The 18,722-nt window shown below is 70.9% G+C and carries 15 protein-coding genes; 11 read left to right on the top strand and 4 right to left on the bottom strand.

The features are described from left to right. Window positions 1–206 precede the first annotated feature (206 nt). From KUM32_RS18510 to KUM32_RS18480, 7 genes are read left to right on the top strand one after another with little or no spacing between them, the layout of a single operon-like run. Window positions 207–1,055, top strand: coding sequence for a hypothetical protein (locus KUM32_RS18510; protein WP_217143029.1), 849 nt, complete (start codon window positions 207–209; stop codon window positions 1,053–1,055). Then, complete coding sequence (locus KUM32_RS18505; protein WP_217143028.1) at window positions 1,052–4,129, top strand: non-ribosomal peptide synthetase; 3,078 nt, start codon at window positions 1,052–1,054, stop codon at window positions 4,127–4,129. The genes KUM32_RS18510 and KUM32_RS18505 overlap by 4 nt, the downstream gene beginning before the upstream one ends. Before the next feature lie 23 nt (window positions 4,130–4,152). Beyond that, entirely contained in the window at window positions 4,153–7,389 is a 3,237-nt protein-coding gene (fabD, locus tag KUM32_RS18500) for an ACP S-malonyltransferase (protein ID WP_217143027.1), read from the top strand. Between the two features lie 14 nt (window positions 7,390–7,403). Further along, entirely contained in the window at window positions 7,404–8,603 is a 1,200-nt protein-coding gene (locus tag KUM32_RS18495; RefSeq protein WP_308408675.1) for a cytochrome P450, read from the top strand. Window positions 8,604–8,617: 14 nt separating this feature from the next. Further along, on the top strand, window positions 8,618–9,037 hold the full coding sequence (gene panD, locus KUM32_RS18490; protein ID WP_217143026.1) for an aspartate 1-decarboxylase: 420 nt from the start codon (window positions 8,618–8,620) through the stop codon (window positions 9,035–9,037). A 31-nt stretch (window positions 9,038–9,068) separates the two neighbouring features. After that, window positions 9,069–10,025 carry a class I SAM-dependent methyltransferase gene (locus KUM32_RS18485; protein WP_217143025.1) on the top strand — a complete coding sequence of 319 codons (957 nt, stop codon included), beginning with the start codon at window positions 9,069–9,071 and terminating at the stop codon, window positions 10,023–10,025. Between the two features lie 9 nt (window positions 10,026–10,034). Next, the gene (locus tag KUM32_RS18480) at window positions 10,035–11,372 is read left to right on the top strand and encodes an acyltransferase domain-containing protein (protein WP_217143024.1); all 1,338 of its coding nucleotides are present in this window, start codon (window positions 10,035–10,037) and stop codon (window positions 11,370–11,372) included. Here KUM32_RS18480 and KUM32_RS18475 read toward each other — a convergent pair. Genes KUM32_RS18475 through KUM32_RS18460 form a run of 4 tightly spaced genes read right to left on the bottom strand, consistent with a single transcriptional unit; the run spans window position 11,364 to window position 14,620 of the window. Continuing rightward, on the bottom strand, window positions 11,364–11,921 hold the full coding sequence (locus KUM32_RS18475) for a DUF2087 domain-containing protein (RefSeq protein WP_217143023.1): 558 nt from the start codon (window positions 11,919–11,921) through the stop codon (window positions 11,364–11,366). The genes KUM32_RS18480 and KUM32_RS18475 overlap by 9 nt on opposite strands. Then, a complete protein-coding gene (locus tag KUM32_RS18470; protein WP_217143022.1) occupies window positions 11,918–12,250 on the bottom strand; it encodes a DUF6204 family protein in 333 nt (110 codons plus the stop codon). Before KUM32_RS18470 ends, KUM32_RS18475 begins: the two co-directional genes overlap by 4 nt. A gap of 33 nt (window positions 12,251–12,283) precedes the next feature. Further along, a complete protein-coding gene (locus KUM32_RS18465) occupies window positions 12,284–13,948 on the bottom strand; it encodes an MFS transporter (protein WP_217143021.1) in 1,665 nt (554 codons plus the stop codon). Window positions 13,949–14,005: 57 nt separating this feature from the next. Next, on the bottom strand, window positions 14,006–14,620 hold the full coding sequence (locus KUM32_RS18460) for a TetR/AcrR family transcriptional regulator (protein ID WP_254405781.1): 615 nt from the start codon (window positions 14,618–14,620) through the stop codon (window positions 14,006–14,008). A gap of 212 nt (window positions 14,621–14,832) precedes the next feature. Here KUM32_RS18460 and KUM32_RS44990 point away from each other — a divergent pair, with 212 nt between their 5' ends. From KUM32_RS44990 to ccrA, 4 genes are read left to right on the top strand one after another with little or no spacing between them, the layout of a single operon-like run. Then, a complete protein-coding gene (locus KUM32_RS44990; protein ID WP_217143020.1) occupies window positions 14,833–16,050 on the top strand; it encodes a cytochrome P450 in 1,218 nt (405 codons plus the stop codon). A 40-nt stretch (window positions 16,051–16,090) separates the two neighbouring features. Beyond that, on the top strand, window positions 16,091–16,873 hold the full coding sequence (locus KUM32_RS18450; RefSeq protein ID WP_217143019.1) for a HipA family kinase: 783 nt from the start codon (window positions 16,091–16,093) through the stop codon (window positions 16,871–16,873). Then, window positions 16,870–17,265 (top strand): DUF3037 domain-containing protein, encoded by a 396-nt coding sequence (locus KUM32_RS18445; RefSeq protein ID WP_217143018.1) that lies wholly within the window; start codon window positions 16,870–16,872, stop codon window positions 17,263–17,265. The genes KUM32_RS18450 and KUM32_RS18445 overlap by 4 nt, the downstream gene beginning before the upstream one ends. A gap of 58 nt (window positions 17,266–17,323) precedes the next feature. Further along, on the top strand, window positions 17,324–18,688 hold the full coding sequence (gene ccrA, locus KUM32_RS18440; RefSeq protein ID WP_217143017.1) for a crotonyl-CoA carboxylase/reductase: 1,365 nt from the start codon (window positions 17,324–17,326) through the stop codon (window positions 18,686–18,688). The last annotated feature ends 34 nt before the right edge of the window (window positions 18,689–18,722 follow it).

The following is an 18,722-nucleotide window of genomic DNA, read 5'->3' as shown; positions in this document are numbered from 1 at the left end:
TCGGCTAGCTGACGAATCAATCATCCATTTTGGCGTGGCCCACCAGGGCCTTGCCTGCTGGGGCATGCCAAAAAATGCGCGAAAATCTCCCGGAAAATCGAGGTGGACAACGCCTCGATTGGTTAATAGCATCGGCGAAGAACGGCTCCGGCGGTGCGTGAAAAATTGCCAGGCATTGACCTTTCGATATTCAGGAGAATTGCCAGATGCCAAGCCCTTCCGTGTGGAATGTGGTGCTCGACGCAGCATCGGACGCCGACGTCGTGCTCGCCACCGACTTCCCGGTGACGGGCCGCAACGAAGGCGGTTTCGCCGACCTGACGCCCGGCCTGGGCCTGGACTGCGCGCTGTGGCAGACCGTCGCCCCGACCCGGGTCCCCGGGCCCGGCATCGACCAGGACGAGTACCTCGCGCCCTGGCTGGCCGAGGTCGCCGCGAGCGGGCGCACGGTCCGGGCCGTCCTCGGCTACTGCGCGGGATCGGTCTTCGCCGGTGCCCTGGCCGAGCGGATCGCCGACCAGCAGCCGACGGCGCCGCAGGTGGTCGTCTTCGACCCCGAGCTCGTCGACGTTCCCACCGTCCACCTGCAGTTCGGCCGGGTCGTCGGCAACATGACCGCCGTGCTGACCCAGGCCGAGGTCGAGGAACTGGCCGGCGCGGCGCAGCGCCTGGCCGCCCGGCCCGGAACCACACCGCCCGAGTTCGCCGCCGAACTCTACGCGATCTTCGAGCCGATCGGCTCGGCCGCACTGCGCCGCGCCGGCCTCGACGAGGGCTATGCCGGTGAACTGGTCGCACTGGTCGGCTCGTTCATGACCTATCTCGCCGTCGCCGCCGGACTGGACCCGCGTCCCGGCTGGTCCCGGGCCACCGTCATCACCTCGGCGAGCACGGCCAGCGGACTCAACCGGATGCGCGCCACCCCCGGCCTGGCACCGATCGGAGTCGCCGACGAGGTCCGGTTCGACGTGGAGCACCGCGACCTGCTGCGCACCCCGGAGGTCGCCACGACCGTGGCCGGCCTGCTCGTCGACGGCTCGCAGGCCCGCCGATGACGGCCGGCGCCGCGGACGCCCACGTGCGCGCCTCGCGCAAGGAGACCGCCCTGTGGCTGCTCGACGACCTCGTGCCCGACAGCGGCGCGAACAATCTGTCACTGGCCTTCCGCGTCGCCGGTCGCCTCGACCCGACCGCCCTCATCGCGGCACTCGACCTGCTGCCGCGCCGGTACGAGGTGCTGCGTACGGTCTTCCACCGCACCGACGACGCCCTGACCAGGACCGTCCTGCCAAGCCTCAGCATCGAGCTGGAACAGGCCGCCGGACCCGGTGACGAGCGCGGCACGCTGACCGCTTTCGTGGCCCGTCCGTTCCGGGCCGACGGCAGCCCGCTGCTGCGCGCCCTGCTGCTGCACGGCCCCGGCGAAGACGTCTTCTGTCTCGCGCTGCACCACGGCATCGCCGACGTGCAGTCCACCGCCGTCCTGCGCGCCCAGTTCGTCGACTTCTACGAGGCTGCGCTGGCCGGCCGGACCCCCGAACCGGACCCGGTGCCCGCCTGGCACGAGCCCGCGCCTTCCGAGCGGAGCGTGACGTTCTGGCGCGACACCATGGCAGGCTTCCGCTCGTCCGGCCTGGAGCTGTGGTGCGAGAAGCCGGCCCCGGCGACCACCACGCTGGAGGGTGACGAGGTCACCCACGTCCTTTCGCCCGAGGCGCACGAGGTCGTCCGGCGGCTGCAACGCGAGCTGCGCGCGCCCGAGTCGGTGGTCCTTCTCACGGCGTACGCGGTGCTGCTGGCCGGCCACGGCGCCGGCCCCGACCTGACCATCGGATCGCCGGTCAACTCGCGCGGCCGGGAGGCGGCCGGGGCGGTCGGCTACCACAGCAACCTGGTCACGCTGCGCCTGCTGACCGAGCGCACGGCCGGCTTCCGAGAGCTGGTCGGCCGGGCGCGCCGGGTGTTCATGGAGGCGATGGCCCACGCGGACATGCCCGCCGACGAACTGCTCGACGTGATCGAACGCGAGGGCTCCGGCTGGCGCAACGTGTTGTTCCGCCACGTGTTCAACTACGTGCCGTTCACGGCCGACCAGCGCACCTTCACGGTGGCCGGCGCCGCGGCGGAACTGGTCGTGGTCGAGAACGGGTTCAGCCAGTTCGACCTGGAGTTCTTCGTGACCTCCGACCGCGACAGCGCAACCGTTCGCGCGGCGTTCTACACCGGGGTCCTGGACCGTGCGGACGTCGAACTGATGGTCCATCGCTATGACGCGCTGCTGGTCGCCGTCGGCGCCGCCCTGGACACGCCGGTCGGCTCGCTGTCGATCTGGTCGCCGGAGGACCACGCGGTCATCGAAGCCGCCAACGCGACCGACCAGCCGATCGAGCTGACGTCGGTGCTCGCCGGATTCGCCGGGCGCGCCGCGGCCGATCCGGACGCCCTCGCGGTCCGGGACGGGGATCAGCCGGTGAGCTACGGCAGCCTGTGGGGCACCGCGGTGCACACCGCCGAGCGGCTGACGGCGGCCGGTGTCCGCCCCGGCGACGTCGTCGCGCTGCTCGTGCCGCGCGGCGCCGCGCTGGCCGCCGCGGTGTTCGGCACCTGGCTCGCCGGTGCGTCGTACCTGCCGCTCGACCCGCACCACCCGGCGGAGCGGATCGCCTACCAGCTCGACGACGCGGGCGCGCGAGTGGTGGTGACCGGCGAGGGACTCACCCCGCCCGGCGACCGGCGGACGATCTCGGCCCCTGACGTCGACACCGCCCCCACCGTCCCCGTCGACATCGGCATGGCCGGCGTGGCAGGGCCGGACGACCTCGCGTACGTGATCTACACGTCCGGATCGACGGGACGGCCGAAGGGCATCCCGATCACGCACCGGAGCCTGGTCAACCACATCACCGACTACGCGGTGCGCTTCGGCGTGGCCACGACGGCGCGGCCCACCGGTTGGCTCAGCACGTACAGCTTCGACACCTCGTCGCTGGAACTGATGATGCCGCTGCTGCACGGCGGCCACACGGTCGTGCTGCCCGACGAGGCCCGCACCGACGGGGCCCTGCTGGCCGAGGAGATACGGGCCCACGACATCGGATTCCTGCAGGCGACACCGACCACCTGGCGACTGGTCGCCGACCGGATCACCGGTCTGGTCTCCGGCCGCACCCTGCTCAGCGGCGGTGAGCCACTGCCCGGCGGGCTGGCCGCGACCCTGACCGGGGCGGGCGCCGAACTGTGGAACGTCTACGGCCCGACGGAGAGCACGATCTGGGCGACCGCGGGCCGGGTACCGGCAGATCCAGGCGACCGAGTGGACGTGGGGACGCCGATCGCCAACACCCGCGTCTTCATCGCCGGCCCGGACGGGGAGTCGCTGCCGATCGGCCTGCGCGGCGAGCTGTGCGTCGCCGGAGTCGGTGTCGCCTCCGGCTACCACGGACGGCCCGACCTCACCGCCGAGCGCTTCGGGGCGGACTCCCAGCGGGGACGCTTCTACCGCTCGGGAGATGTGGCGCGCTGGCGACGGGACGGCCGCATCGACCTGTTGGGCCGCATGGACCGGCAGGTGAAGCTGCGCGGCAACCGGATCGAGCTGGGCGAGATCGAGGTGATCCTGTCCGACCATCCGGACGTCGAGGCGGCCGCCGTGCTGGTGGTCGGCGATCCCGGCGCGGACGGCAGCCTGGCCGCCTTCGTACAGGTCCCGCACCGGCCCGAGGCGGTGGGCGAGCTCTGGGAGTACGCCCGGCAGCGGCTGCCGAGCTCGGTGGTGCCGCACCGGTTCCTCGCGGTGGACGCGTTCCCGCGTACCGGAAGCGACAAGGTCGACTACCTGGCACTGGCGGACCTCGCCGCGCGCCGGCCGGCCGTGGCCGGTGGCGACGCCTCGGGCCCGGTCGGCGGCGACGCGCTCACCGCCACCCTGACCAAGCTCTTCGCCGAGTTGCTCGCCCGGCCGGACCTGGACGCCGACGCGCACTTCTTCACCAGCGGCGGCCACTCGCTGCTCGCCGCTTCGCTCGCGCAGCGCATCAAGGACGAGACCGGTGTCCGGCTGGCTCTCACCGACGTGTTCGAGAACCCGACCCCCGCCGCGCTGGCCGGCCGCCTGCGCGGGCTCGCGTGAGCGACCGGACAGGACCACTCACCATGCTGACACCGGTCTTCCTCTTCGCGGGTCAGGGCTCCCAATACCACGGCATGGGCCGGTGGCTCTACGGTGCCGACCCGGTCTTCCGCGATGCCCTGGACTCTCTGGACGCGGTGGTGCGCGACGTCCACGGCGACTCGGTCATCGCCGCGATCCACGGCGACGGCCGCGGCGCGGAGCTGCCCATGACGCGCCTGTCGCTCACCCAGCCGGCCATCTTCATGGTCGAGTACGCGCTGGCCCGCATGCTGCGCTCCCACGGCTTCGAGCCGGAGCTGGTGCTCGGCGCCAGCCTGGGCGAGGTCGTCGCCGCCGCGGTGGCCGGCATGTTCGACCCCGAGGAGTGCCTGCGCTCGCTGCTGGACCAAGTGGCGCTCTTCGAGGCGGAGTGCCCGCGCGGAGGGATGCTCGCGGTCCTCGCCGACGCCGCCCTAGTCGACCGCGATCCCGCGCTGGCCGGGGCACATCTGGCCGCGATCAACGCGCCGGACAACTTCGTACTCGCGGGCACGGCCGACCGGCTCGACGACATCGAGCGCCACTTGAATGCCTCAGGTGTGCTCTGCCAACGGCTCCCGGTGCTGTTCCCCTTCCACTCGCCGCTGATCGACGGCGTGCGCGGCGCCTTCACGAAGCTCGTGGGAGATCTCACCCCGCGACCCGCCACCATCCCGCTGATCTCCGGAACGACCGGTGCCGAGGTGCACCACCCCGACTCGGACCACTTCTGGCAGGTCCTGCGCGAGCCGTTCGACCTGTCACGCGCCCTCGAACCGCTGCTGGCCCGAGACGATCTGCTCTTCCTGGACCTGGGCCCGTCCGGGTCGATGGCCAACCTGGTGCGGGCGCGGCTTCCCGAGGGCAGCCGGTCCCGGGTACTGCCGCTGCTCTCCCCGTACGCACGGGACGAGGTGCTGTACCAGGCGGTGCTCGACACCCGCTCGGTCATCACCGCGCCGACTCGACGAACCGAGGTGACCACCGTGACCGTTGAGACGCCCGTGACCGCCCCCGCCACCCCGGGCGACGGCTTCGACGTCTACGTCTTCCCCGGCCAGGGCGCTCAGGCCAAGGGAATGGGCCGAGACCTGTTCGACCGGTTCCCCGAACTGGTCGAACGGGCCGACGCCGTCCTGGGGTACTCGGTCCGTGAGCTGTGCCTGGAGGACCCCGGCCGCAACCTGCGCGACACCCGGTACACCCAGCCCGCCCTGTACGTGGTCGACGCGCTCACCTGGCTGGCCACCCTGCAGGAAGGCGGCCGCCTGCCCGACTACCTGCTCGGGCACAGCCTCGGTGAGTTCGCCGCCCTGTTCGCCGCGGGCGTGTACGACTTCGAGACCGGGTTGCGTCTGGTCGCCGAACGCGGCCGGCTGATGGGACAGGTCACCGGCGGAACCATGGCGGCGGTCTCGGCCGTCGACGCCGACCTGGTCCGGGAGGTGCTGCGCGACGGTGAGCTGTCCGGACTGGACATCGCCAACTACAACGCGCCGACCCAGACCGTCGTCGCGGGCCCGGCCGACGCCGTCAACCGTGCGCTCGCGCTGTTCAAGGACAAGGGCGCCCGCTGTGCCCCGCTCAACGTCAGCGCCCCCTTCCACAGCCGCTACATGGCGCAGGCCGCGGAGGAGTTCGGGCGCCTGCTGGATGCCACGACGTTCGCCGCCCCGAAGATCCCCGTGATCAGCAACGTCGACGCCCGGCCGTACGCGCCGGACGCCGTGGCCGCCACCCTGCGCCGCCAGATCGTCTCCCCGGTGCGGTGGACCGACAGCATCCGGTTGCTGATGAGCCGAGGTGACTTCCGGGTCCGCGAACTGGGCCCGGGGCAGGTGCTGACCAAGCTGATCGCCCGGATCCGGGAGGAGGCCACCCCGCTGCGACCCGAGCCGGAACGGATCGTGGCGCCGACCGAGCCGGTCAGCGCTGTGGCGCCGCGGTGCGCGGAGCTGGGTTCGGCGGCGTTCCGGCGCGATCACGGGGTCCGGCACGCCTACGTCGCCGGCGGCATGCACCACGGCGTCAGCTCCGTCGAGCTGGTCACCCGGCTGGCCCGCTCCGGCCTGCTCGGCTGCTTCGGCGCGGCCGGGCTCCCGCTCGCGGACGTCGCCGACGCGATCCGCGGCATCCGGGCGGCAGCCGGGGCTGCCGCGCCGTTCGGGGTCAACCTCACCCATGACCCGTTCAACCCGCGCGCCGAAGCCGACCTGGTCGACCTGCTGGTCCGTGAGAACGTTCGTCTCGTCGAGGCGGCCACGTACGTCGAGGTGACCCCCGCGCTGGTGAGGCATCGTCTGACCGGTGCCCGCATCCTGGCGGACGGCACCGTGCACGCCCCACGCAAGCTGCTGGCCAAGGTGACCCGCCTGGACACCGCCCGCCTGTTCTTCGCGCCGCCGCCGCGCTCCCTCGTGGCACGGCTGGTCGACGACGGACTGCTCACCGCCGAGGAGGCCGCGGCCGGCGAGCGGATCGCCCTGGCCGACGACATCTGCGCGGTCGGCGACGGGGCCGACTACACCGACCAGGGCGCACTGCCCGCGCTGCTGCCCTCGGTGCGCCGGCTGCGGGCGCAGCTCGGCGGCGTCGCCTCCGGCGTACGCGTCGGGGGTGGTGGAGGCATCGGCTCTCCGGAGTCGGCCGCCGCCGCCTTCGTACTGGGCGCCGACTTCATCCTCACCGGGTCGATCAACCTCTGCACCGCCGAGAGCGGGCTCAGCGAACCCGCCAAGGACCTGCTGCCCGGCCTCGACGTGCACGACACCGCGTACGCCCCGTACGGCGCGCTGTTCGAACTCGGCGGCCGGGCCCGGGTGCTGAGGAAGGGCGTGCTCTTCCACGTACGCGCCGGCAAGCTCTACGACCTGTGGCGCACCTACGACTCCTGGGACGCCGTGCCCGGCCGGATCCGGTCCCGGGTGGAGCGCGACTACTTCGGCGCGGGTTTCGAGGAACTCGCCTCCCGGGTCGTGCCGGCCGAAGAGCCGGCCGACCCCAAGCGCCGGATGGCCCTGGTCTTCCGCTGGTACTGCGCCCAAGCCCAGCGGTGGGCGATCGAGGGCACCCCGGAGCGTGTCGCGGACTACCAGGTTGCCTGCGGACCGGCGCTGGGCGCCTGCAACCACTGGCTGCGCGGCACCCCGTACGAGGCCTGGCGTGACCGGCACGCCGACGAACTGGCCGACCGACTCATCACCGAAGCCGCCGAGATCGTCGGGTCCACCGGCGTTTAGCAAAGGAGAGCGTTGTGTCCGAGACCGTTCGTCCCGTCGACGGCCTGCCCATGACCCGTGGCACCTGCCCGTTCGACCCCGCACCCGAGCTCGCCGAACTGCGCGCGGAACAACCGGTGGCCCGCATGGTCTTCCCGGACGGCCACCTGGGCTGGCTGATCACCGGCTACGACCAGGTCCGCAGGCTCCTCGCCGCCCGGACCGTGAGCTCGCGCGGCGACCTGCTGCGCACGCCGATTCCGCTGCCGATGGCCGGGGACCGGACCGAGTTGGCGCCGGGGATGTTCACGGCGATGGACCCGCCGGAGCACACCCACTACCGGCGTCGGCTGACCGCCTGGTTCTCGGCCCGTCGCACCCGGACCATGGAGCCGAGGCTGACCGAGCACGTCGAGCTGTACCTCGGCAGGATGATCGAGGAAGGCGGCCCCACCGATCTGGTCGCCGCGTTCGCCGAGCCGGTCGCCGGGCTGGTGATCTGTGAGTTGCTCGGTGTTCCCGCCGACCGGCGTGATGTGTTCGTCAAGGGCATCAAGGCGCTGTTGACCGTGCACTCCAGCGCGGAGGAGGCGATCGCCGGCTGGCAGAACGTCGGTGGGCAGCTGATGGATCTGATCCGCGCCAAACGCGAAGAGCCCACCGATGATCTGCTCGGCACGCTGGTCGCCGACGGCGATCTCAGCGACGAGGAGCTGGCCACCATCGGCAGCGTGCTGCTCGTGGGCGGCTACGACACCAGCAAGAACATGATCGCGCTGGGCACCTTCGCCCTGCTGGCACATCCCGACCAGTACGCGGCGCTGGCCGCGGACCCGGGCCTGGGCGCCAACGCGGTGGAGGAACTGCTGCGTTACGTGACGGTCATGCACGCGGGCTCGATCCGTGCGGCGGGCACCGACATGGACTTCGACGGGCACCACTTCACCGCCGGCGACGCGGTGTCCCTGTCGCTGGCCGCGGCGAACCGGGACCCGGCGCTCTGCGACGACCCGGACCGCCTCGACATCACCCGGCCGCCGGTGGCGCATCTCTCGTTCGGCTACGGCATCCACCAGTGCGTCGGGCAGCAACTGGCGCGACTGGAACTGCGGATCGCGTTCGAGGCGCTGGCCCGGCGGCTGCCCGAGCTGCGTCTGGCGACCCCCGTGGACCAGGTCCGCACCAACCCCGAATCGATCATCTACGGCGTCCACGAACTGCCGGTGACATGGTGAACGGAGACCACCCGGTGTACCGAGAGATGCTCAAGTCGAAGATTCATCGTGCCACGGTGACGCAGGCGGACCTGCACTACGTCGGCTCGCTCACGCTCGACTCCACGTTGATGGCCGCCGCTGACCTGCTGCCCGGAGAGAAGGTCGACGTCGTCGACATCGACAACGGCGCCCGCCTGAGCACCTACGTCATCGAGGGGCCGGCAGACAGCGGCGTGGTCGGCATCAACGGCGCGGCGGCCCGGCTGATCAGCCCCGGAGACCTGGTGATCATCATCTCTTACGCGGCGATGACCGGAGAACAGGCTCGGGCGTACCGGCCGAGCGTGGTCTTCGTCGACGGCGGCAACCGACCGCAGCACGTCGGTTCCGACCCGGCCGAGGCGCCCGACGGCGCCGACGACCTGATGCGCGGCGACACCGTCGACGCCTGACCGCACCGATCCGGCGAACTCGGAGACCACCATGAGCCAACCCGATGTGATGACCGCCTTCACCGCCGGTCTGGCGGACATCAACCTGGACGAGTCCAGAGCACCCCGCTCGGGGGTGAAGGCCGCCGGGATGAAGTCGGCCAGTTCCTCCATCTACGACATGGCGGCCACCCTGTCCGGTCGAGGTGAGCTGTGGAACTGGGGGATGTACGACCCTGATCTGGCCGCCGAGATCGAGGCCCGGCTGCCCGGGTTCACCGACTTCGGCACCGACGGTTTCAGCGAGCAGCTCTACTACCTGGCCCTGCGCGATCTTCCCGACGGCTTGGACGGGTGCGCCGGCCGGGCGGTCCTCGAGGTGGGCTGTGGGACGGGCGAGGGGCTCAACTTCCTGTCCCGGCTCGTCCCCGGCGCCCGGATGACCGGCCTCGACCTGTCACCGAAGGCGATCGCCCGGGCGGAGGCCACCCTGGCGCGGGGCGAGAGCCTGCGCTTCGTTCACGGCGATGCCGAGAAGCTGCCGTTCGAGGACTCCTCGGTGGATGTGTTGATCAACATCGAGAGCTCGCACACGTACCCCGATCTGGGCCGTTTCCTCCACGAGGCCGCGCGCGTACTGCGTCCGGGCGGGACGCTGTCGCACATCGACGTGTTCACCCGTCAGCGGCTGCGGACGATGCGCGGGATCACCGAGGAGATGTCCCAGCTGAAGTGGATCAGCGATCACGACGTTTCCGGCGAGGTCCGCGCCGCGGTGCGCCGCCGGATGGCCCCGGGCAGCCGCTTCCGCCGCACGCTGGACCGGCAGCGCATGAACCCGCTGGTGCGCACGATCGCCACACACAGTCAGATCCTCATGTTCGGTGGCATGTTCGCCGACTACCGGCCGCCCGCCTCGATCAAGGTACTCAGCCGGCTGGGCCTCGTGCCGTGGATGAGCGGCCTGCCGATGGAGAGCTACCGGCACCAGGTCGCCGTCCGAGTGTGAGGGGGAGAAGTGACCGTACAGCTCTTCGCCGTCGCCGCCGAGACCGACGACGGCCTGCTCGCCGTGATCCGCGGGCACGCCGACCGGATCCGGGCCGGCCGGAATCTGCCCCCGCTGGCCCGGTACTGCCACGACGCGGCGGCCGGGACGACCGGCCTGGCACACCGGGCCGCTCTCCCCGCCGAGTCGTACGACGACCTCGCCACGGGCCTGGACAAGCTGGTTCAGGGGTGGGCCGACCGGACGTCGGCACCGTCGCTGTCCCGTCGGCCGGGCCTGGTGTTCGTCTTCGCCGGCCAGGGCGCTCAGTGGGACGGCATGGGCCTGGAGCTGCTGGCCACCGAGCCGGTGTTCCGCGCGGCGCTGCGGCGCTGCGACGAACGGGTACGTGAGCTGGCCGGCTTCTCGGTGATCCAGCAACTGCGGGCCGGCCCGGCGGCGTCGCGGCTCGGTGAGATCGACGTGCTGCAACCGACGATGGTGTCGTTGCAGATCGCCCTGGTGGCCCTGTGGCGCAGCTGGCGGGTGGAGCCGGACGCGGTGACCGGGCACAGCATGGGCGAGATCTCCGCCGGTTACGCGGCCGGCGCGCTCACCCTCGACGACGCCCTGTTGGTCGCTTGCCGCCGCAGCGCCCTGTTGCGGCGGATCGCCGGCCGGGGCGCGCTGGCCACCACCGAGCTGTCGCCCGAGGCCGCGCACGCCCTGGCCGCCTCCAGCGAGGGCCGCATCTGCGTCGCCGGGGAGAACAGTCCCCGCTCGACCGTGCTGGCCGGGGACACCGACACGCTGACCGCTCTGGTCGAGGACCTCGATCGACGCGGCGTCTACTGCCGGATGGTGCGGGGCACCGTCGCCTCGCACAGCCACTACGTCGACGAACTGCGCGACGATCTGGCCACGGCGCTGCGCTCGCTGCGCCCGGCGCCGTCCCGGGTGCCGATCTACTCGACCGTGACCGCGGCGCCGGTACCCGGCACCGAGCTGGGGCCGGCGTACTGGATGCGCAACCTGCGGGAGCCGGTCCGGTTCGCCGCCACCACTGGCCGGCTGGCCCAGGACGGCCATGAGATCTTCGTCGAGGTCAGCACCCATCCGGTGTTGCTCAGCAGCCTGCGGCAGACGCTGGAGAGCGCCGGACGGCCGGGGGAGGTGCTGCCCTCCGGCCGCCGGCGGACCGAACGCCGGGCCATGCTGTCGTCGCTCGGCACGCTCTTCACGTACGGCCGCGACCCGCACTGGCCGGCGTCCGCCCCGCCGGCGCCGATGCTCACGCCCTACCAGGCCGCCGTCCTGGAGGCCGTCCGGTGGCCGCGGCCCTCGCCGGTCGCGGCGGGCTCAGGATGACCGCCCGGGCCCGACGGGGGAGACGAGCCGGTAGGCGCCCGACCGGCGGTGCAGGCAGCCGTCGTCGACCAGGAACCGCCGCAGCGAGACCGGGTCCACGGAGGTGCCCTCGCACCACGGCCGCAGCAGATCGGTCACGGTGCGCTCGTCGTACTCCCGGTCTGCCTCGAAGGTCGTCCTCGCCACGTGGTCCAGCACGGTCCGCCGGGTCTCGTCGTCGTCCTCCGGCAGCCGGACCAGCACAGTGCCACGGACGTAGCCGCGCAGCCCGGGATCGGGCTGTTCGGCCTCCGCCTGCTCCTGTTGGCGGCGTCCGGCAGCCTCGGCCGCGCTGCCCAGAGCGGTCTCGTCGACGGCCAGCCGGCCCGGGCCCTGGGGGATGACCAGACCTTCACGCAGCAGCCGGCCGATCGCCGGGGCGGCCTCCGGGGCCGTGAGCCCGGTCGTGGCGAGAATCTCCGCGGACGTCGACGCGCCCAGGGCTACGGCCGAGAAAACCCGCCGCAGAGCGGAGTCGGAAAGGAGAACGGTGAATGTCTCGGGCGTCATCGTCCCCGCCGCTTGATCTTGATGGTCTCCAGGTCGGTGCAGACGGACCGCAGATCGCGCACGTCGGCGCCGAGGTCCCGGACGGCGCCCGTGGCCATTTTCTCGGCGTCGGCGACGACGGCCTCGGTCTTGTCCTCCGCGTCGGCCTTCATGACACAGCGGAAGGTGAAGGTGAGCAGGGACCGCTCGTAGGTGACGGTGCCCTCCTCGGTGAACTTCGAATGGAACAGGTCGTGCTCGTCGGCCACGGCCAGCAGCCTGGCGCGCTGGTCGTCGTCGAGCGGCGCGAATTTGCCGTAGACGATGACTTGGTAGTTCTTGCGGGGCATGGTGGTGTCTTTCCTCCGGGGTCGGGGGGACGGTCAGGAGACTCCCAGCCGCCGCGGTTGCCGCGGCAGCAGGAACAGCAGGCAGATCACCACGGCCAGGCCTGCGGACGCCCAGTAGAGCGCTTCGCTGAAGGTGGCGATGAACGTCTCGGAGTTGATCTCGGCCAGGGCGTTTCCGACCGCGGTCTGCTGGGCGGGGTCGTCGGCGCCCAGGGCGCGGCAGGTTTCGGGCACGGTGGTGAGGTCGGCCTGGCCGTGGGCGTCGACGGCGCAGGCGCGGATTGCGGCCTGCTGCGAGGCGACGGCCGGGATGCTCGACAGCACCCGGTCGGCTTGCGTCCCCGCGTTGGTGGCGAGGGAGGAGAAGAAGATCCCACCGATGATCGCCACGCCGAGGGCGGCGCCGAGCTGACCGGCCGCGTTGATCAGGCCGGACGCCGCGCCGGCCTCCCGCGGCTCGACATCGTTCAGGGTCAGGCCGGTCAGCGGCGCCAGCAGCATGCCCATGCCGGAGCCGAGCAGCAGCATCGGGACGATGGCGTGCCAGGAGGTGATCGATTCGCCGGCCAGGTGGGCGATCCACGCGTAGAGCAGGAGTCCGGCCATCATCAGCAGCGCCCCGGCGAACAGGCAGTTGCGCCCATAGAGGGGGAACAGCTTACGGACGGCGTAGTTGCCGGCGATCGGGACGCCCAGCGAGAACGGGATCGCGGTGAGACCGGTGTGCAGTGCCGACCAGCCGAGACCGCCCTGCAGGTAGAGCGTCCAGCTGAGGAAGAAGCCGGCCGGGATGCAGCTGAACAGCAGCTGTGCGCCGACTCCGGCACCGAAGGTCCGGATCTTGAACAGGGAGAGGACGACCAGCGGCGATCCGTCCTTGGCGGTCTTGTACCGCTCGTAGTACACGAACGCCACGAGGACGGGGACGGAGGACATGAGCGAGGCGATGCTCCAGGTCGGCCAGCCGAGTTCGCGGCCGCGCAGCAGGGGCAGCAGCAACAGCAGCAGGCCGGTGGTCACCAGCACCATACCGACCAGGTCCAGCCGGGTGGCGCGGGGCGACTTCGACTCGCGCATCCACAGGGCGCCGGCGATCAGGGCGGCCACGCCGAACGGCAGGTTGACCACGAAGACGGTCCGCCATCCCAGGCCGCCCGGGTCCCAGGAGATCAGCACGCCGCCCAGCAACGGTCCGGCGACGATGGCCAAGCCGATCATGCTGGCGTACAGGCCGACGACCCGGCCGATCTCCGATGCGGGGAAGGTCACGTAGATGATCGCCAGGACCTGCGGCACCATGATCGCGGCGGTGATGCCCTGCAGGACCCGGGATGCCACCAGGACTTCGGCGCTGGGCGCGAAGGCGCACAGGGCCGAGGCCGCGACGAAGCCGGCGACGCCGACGAGGAAGGCTCGTTTGCGGCCGAAGATGTCGCCGAGACGGCCGCCGGTGATCAGGGTGACCGCGAAGGACAGGGTGTAACCGACGTTCAGCGCCTGGACAGCGGCCGAGGAGGCGCCGAGGTCTTCCTGGATGCTCGGGATCGCCACGGTGACGATGTTGACGTCGAGCAGGTCCATGAAGGTCGCGGCAAGCAGGACGATCAGCGCCAGCCAGCGCTTGGGGTCCGGACCGTCGGCGGCGACGGGCGGCCCGAGAGCCGCTTCCGCCGTCGTCGACTTCGCTTCCTCGCTCATGGGTTGTACTCCAGTTCTTCGGTATGGCGTGGCCGGGGGAAGGAACCGGCCATCGGCTCAGGGGGTGGTGCCGCTCTCCGGGGCGGGCGGTGTGGTGGGTTCGGTGGCACCGGCACGGGCCAGCGCGGTCCACGACCGCATCAGCAGGTCCACCACGTCCATGACGCCCCCGGCCGGGCTGTCGTCGGCCGACAGCACGCGCTGGATGGAGAGCCCGTCGTCCAAGGCGTGCACGATCAGGGCGAGCAACTCCACCGGTGCGGGTGGTGTGACCGACCGAGCGGCGAAACCCTGCGTGAGGGCCTGGGCCATCGCCTCGCGGGAACGGCGCTCGCGGTCGGCCAGCAGCGACAGCACTGCCGGATCGCGCATGCCGTAGAGCCACAGTTCGGTGCGCAGGGCCAGCCAGCTCGCGAAGTTCTTGTCCCGCTCGCGATGCCAGTTGCGCAGGTGCTCGATCGTCTCCTCGAACGAGCCGGCGTTGCTGCTGAGGGCCTGCACCTCGGCCAGTTCGCGCTCGGTGCGCTGCTCCAGGAGGGCCAGGACCAGCTGTTGCTTGCCGTCGAAGTTGCCGTAGAAAGCGCCTCGGGTGTACCCGGCGCGTTCCACGATCTGTTCGACCGAGGTGCCGTTGACGCCGCATTCCGCGAACAGTTCGGCCGCTGCCTGCAGCAGCTCCTGGCGAGTGATTGCCCGGCTCTCCTGCCGGGTGAGTCGTTTGCTGATGATCGGCCTCCTTCCGAGAACTCAGATACAGTACCGCATTCTGATACAGTCCTGTATCCGAGTGCTGCATGGTTCAGCCCGGGGTGTGTCGCATCGTTCGCCGGCGACCCCCGTCAACACCCGGATCAGCGTGGTGAAGTTAGCGAATGGGGATGTTGGTGACCGGAACATTCGACTGGACTGACGTCGAGTTCGACCTGTCCGACGTGAATTTCGTGACCGACCGTGAGGCGGGGGAGCGCTGGACAGGCGCGCCCCGACCGGTGTGCCCGGGCCGCTTCTCCGACGGCAATGACGTCTATGTCGTCACGCGCTACGAGGCGGTCCGCAGCCTCTTCGCCGATCGCCGGGTCAGCAACCACCCGCCGGAGGGCGTCCACCTGGACAGCATGCGCCGCCGTGGGGTGCCCGAAGAGCTGCTCAAGTACTTCGACTCGACGATCATGACGATGGTGCCGGAGGACCACCGACGGGTGCGGTCCCTGATCGACCGGGCGTTCTCGGTGCGCCGGGTCAAGGCCCTGCGACCCCGGATCGAGCTGCTGACGGACGAACTGCTCGACCGGATGGATCCCGAAGGCGAGACGGACCTCGTCGCCGAGTACGCCCACCCGATCTCCACCACGGTCATCTGCGAACTGCTCGGCGTCGACGACGAGTACCGGGACCAGTGGCTGAAGTGGTCCGAGGCCTTCACGACCTTCGTCCGCCCCGACCCGGAGATCCTTCCGCCCGCGCTGCGCGGCATGGTCGACACGGTCACCCGGCTGATCGGCGCGCGCCGCGCCCGGCCCGGCGACGACCTGATCTCCGACCTGGTCCAGGTCAGCGACGAGACCGAGAAGCTCGACGAGGTCGAACTCGTCGCCCTGGTCCTGGTCCTGGTGCAGGCCGGCCTCGACACGGTCCGGCACTCGATCTCGCTCAGTTTCTTCAATCTCCTGACCCATCCCGATCAGCTGGAGCTGGTCAAGGCGCATCCGGAGAACACGGTCCAGGCGGTGCGAGAGCTGATGCGTTACTCCGGGCCGATCAAGATGGCCCTGCCGCGCTTCGCCGCGGAGCCGATCGAGGTCGACGGGGTGACCATCCCCAAGGACGCCCAGATCCAGCTCGTGGTCGGCGCCGCCAACAACGACCCGGAGCGATTCACCAACCCGCGCGTCCTCGACGTCACCCGCGCCGACAACCCGCAGCTCAGCTTCGCCGCCGGCGACCACTTCTGCCCGGGGGCGTCGCTGGCCACGGCGGAGACCGAGATCGCGCTCAACAAGCTGTTCGCGCGCTTCCCCGACGTGCGCCTGACCGCCGACCCGGACGAGGTCGGCCCGCGGTTCCTCAAAGCCGTCACACGGCTGCCCGTCCGGCTCGTGTGACCACCGTTTACGTGCCCGACAACGACCAGCAGGATGAGTTGTGTTGCAAAGAGTATTAGGAACGCAGTACCTGACGCCCCTGCGTGAGGGCGGATCGCTGCCCGGCTTGGTGGAAGCGGACAACGACGGCGTGTATGTCGTGAAGTTCCGTGGCGCCGGCCAGGGCAGCGCGGCCCTGGTCGCTGAGATCGTCGTCGGCGAGCTGGGCCGGCGACTCGGCATCCGCGTCCCCGAGCTCGTCACCGTCGACATCGACCCGGAAATGGCGCGTCGCGACCCCGACCAGGAGATCCAGGAACTGCTGCGGGCCAGCGCCGGCGAGAACCTGGGTATGGACTTCCTGCCCGGGTCGGTCGGTTATGACGGTGTCGGCTGGGAGCCGCCACCCGAGGAGGCCGCCAGGATCTACTGGCTGGACGCGCTGACCGCCAACGTCGACCGCACCTGGTCCAACCCCAACCTGATCATCTGGCACCGCCGGCTCTGGGCCATCGACCACGGTGCCGCACTGCTGTTCCAGCACTCCTGGCCGGCCGTCGCCACCTGGGCCGAGCGCCGGTACGACCTGTCCCAGCACGTGCTCGCCGACCTGGTCGCCTCCCTCGACCCGGCTGTTCTCGCCAAACTGGACGCCGAACTCGCCGAGACGGTGACAGCCGACGTGCTGACCGAGATCACCGCCATGGTCCCGGACAGCTTCCTGCTGGGCATGAACTCCGTTCCGCAGGACGCGGACCCGGCCGATCTGCGGCAGCGCTACGTCGACTATCTGCTCACCCGGTGCGCCGGCTCCCGTGCGTGGTGGCCGCAGGAGGACGCATGACCACCGTCACGCCCTGCGCCCTCAGCTTCGACTACGCCCTGCTGCGCGCCGTCCCGCGGGTCGACCGCGGTGAGCAGATCAACGTCGGGGCGCTGCTCTACTGCCCCGGAGCGGACTTCCTCGGTGCCGCGGTCCACGTCGACGCCGACCGGCTTCGAGCGCTCGACCCCGACATCGACGTCGACATGGTCACCGCGGCCCTGGACACCATCCGCGCGGTGTGTGCGGGCGGCCCCGAGGCCGGTCCCGCCGGCTCCGGCACCCGCGGGGCACGCTTCGGCTGGCTCACCGCACCCCGCAGCACCGTGATCCAGACCAGTCCCGTGCACGGCGGGCTCACCACCGATCCGGCCGCCGAGCTCAAGCGCCTGATGGGACGGCTCGTGCACTGACCCGGGCGGCGGCCCGCCGGCCCCCTTGTTCCGCAGCCGCGTTCACGGAGGAGCACAGATGCAAGACATCGTCAGCGCCGTTCTCGACCCGGACACCCGGCCGGAGGACTTCGCCGCACTGTCCATCCCGGAGAGCTACCGCGCCGTGACGCTGCACGCGGACGAGACCGAGATGTTCGTCGGAGTCGAGGCCGAGGACCGCGATCCGCGCCGGTCGGTGCACCTCGACGACGTCGCCGTCCCCCAGGTCGGGCCCGGCGAGGCGCTGGTGGCGGTGATGGCCAGCTCGATCAACTACAACACCGTGTGGTCGTCGCTGTTCGAACCGTTGCCGACCTTCACGTTCCTGGCCCGGTACGGCCGCCGCTCACCCCTGGCCCGTCGACACGACCTGCCGTACCACGTCATCGGCTCCGACCTGTCCGGGGTCGTGCTGCGTACCGGGCCCGGCGTGTACGCGTGGAAACCCGGCGACGAGGTCGTCGCGCACTGCCTGTCTGCCGAGTTGGAGGCGCCCGACGGGCACAGCGACACGATGCTCGACCCGGACCAGCGCATCTGGGGTTACGAGACCAACTTCGGCGGCCTGGCCCAGCTGGCGCTGGTCAAGGCCAACCAGCTGATGCCCAAGCCGGCGCACCTGACGTGGGAGGAGGCCAGCACGCCCGGTCTGGTCGCCTCCACCGCGTACCGGCAGCTGGTTTCCCGCAACGGCGCCCAGATGAAGCAGGGCGACAACGTGCTCATCTGGGGCGCATCCGGCGGCGTGGGGGCGTTCGCGACGCAGTTCGCGCTGGCCGGCGGCGCGAAGCCGATCTGCGTGGTGTCCAGCCCGGCCAAGGCCGCCATCTGCCGGGCGATGGGCGCCGACGCGGTCATCGACCGGGCCGACGAGGGCTACACGTTCTGGAAGGACGAGTACACCCAGGACGTGGGGGAATGGAAAAGGTTCGGCCGCCGGATCCGGGAGCTCACCGGCGGTGAGGATCCCGACATCGTCTTCGAACACCCCGGCCGGGACACCTTCGGGGCCTCGGTGTACGTCACCCGCAAGGGCGGCACCATCGTGACCTGTGCGTCCACTTCCGGCTACCGCCACGAGTACGACAACCGCTACCTGTGGATGTCGCTCAAACGGATCGTCGGATCGCATTTCGCCAACTACCGGGAAGCGTGGGAGTCCAACCGCCTCATAGCCAAAGGCGCGATCCACCCCACCCTCTCCCGAGCGTACGCCCTGGAACACGCCGGTCAGGCAGTCGACGACGTGTACCGCAACCGGCACATCGGCAAGGTCGGCGTGCTGGCCCTGGCACCGCACGAGGGGCTGGGTGTCCGCGACACCGCGATGCGCGACAAGCATCTCGACGCGATCAACCGCTTCCGGCAGACGGAGCCGCCGGGAGACCGTGAACTCGTATGACCGCTCTCCACGTCGTGAGCGTCCTCTGTACCAA

The organism is Streptomyces sp. AC627_RSS907 (assembly GCF_019049165.1).
This window is presented reverse-complemented; position numbering and strand designations above follow the sequence as displayed.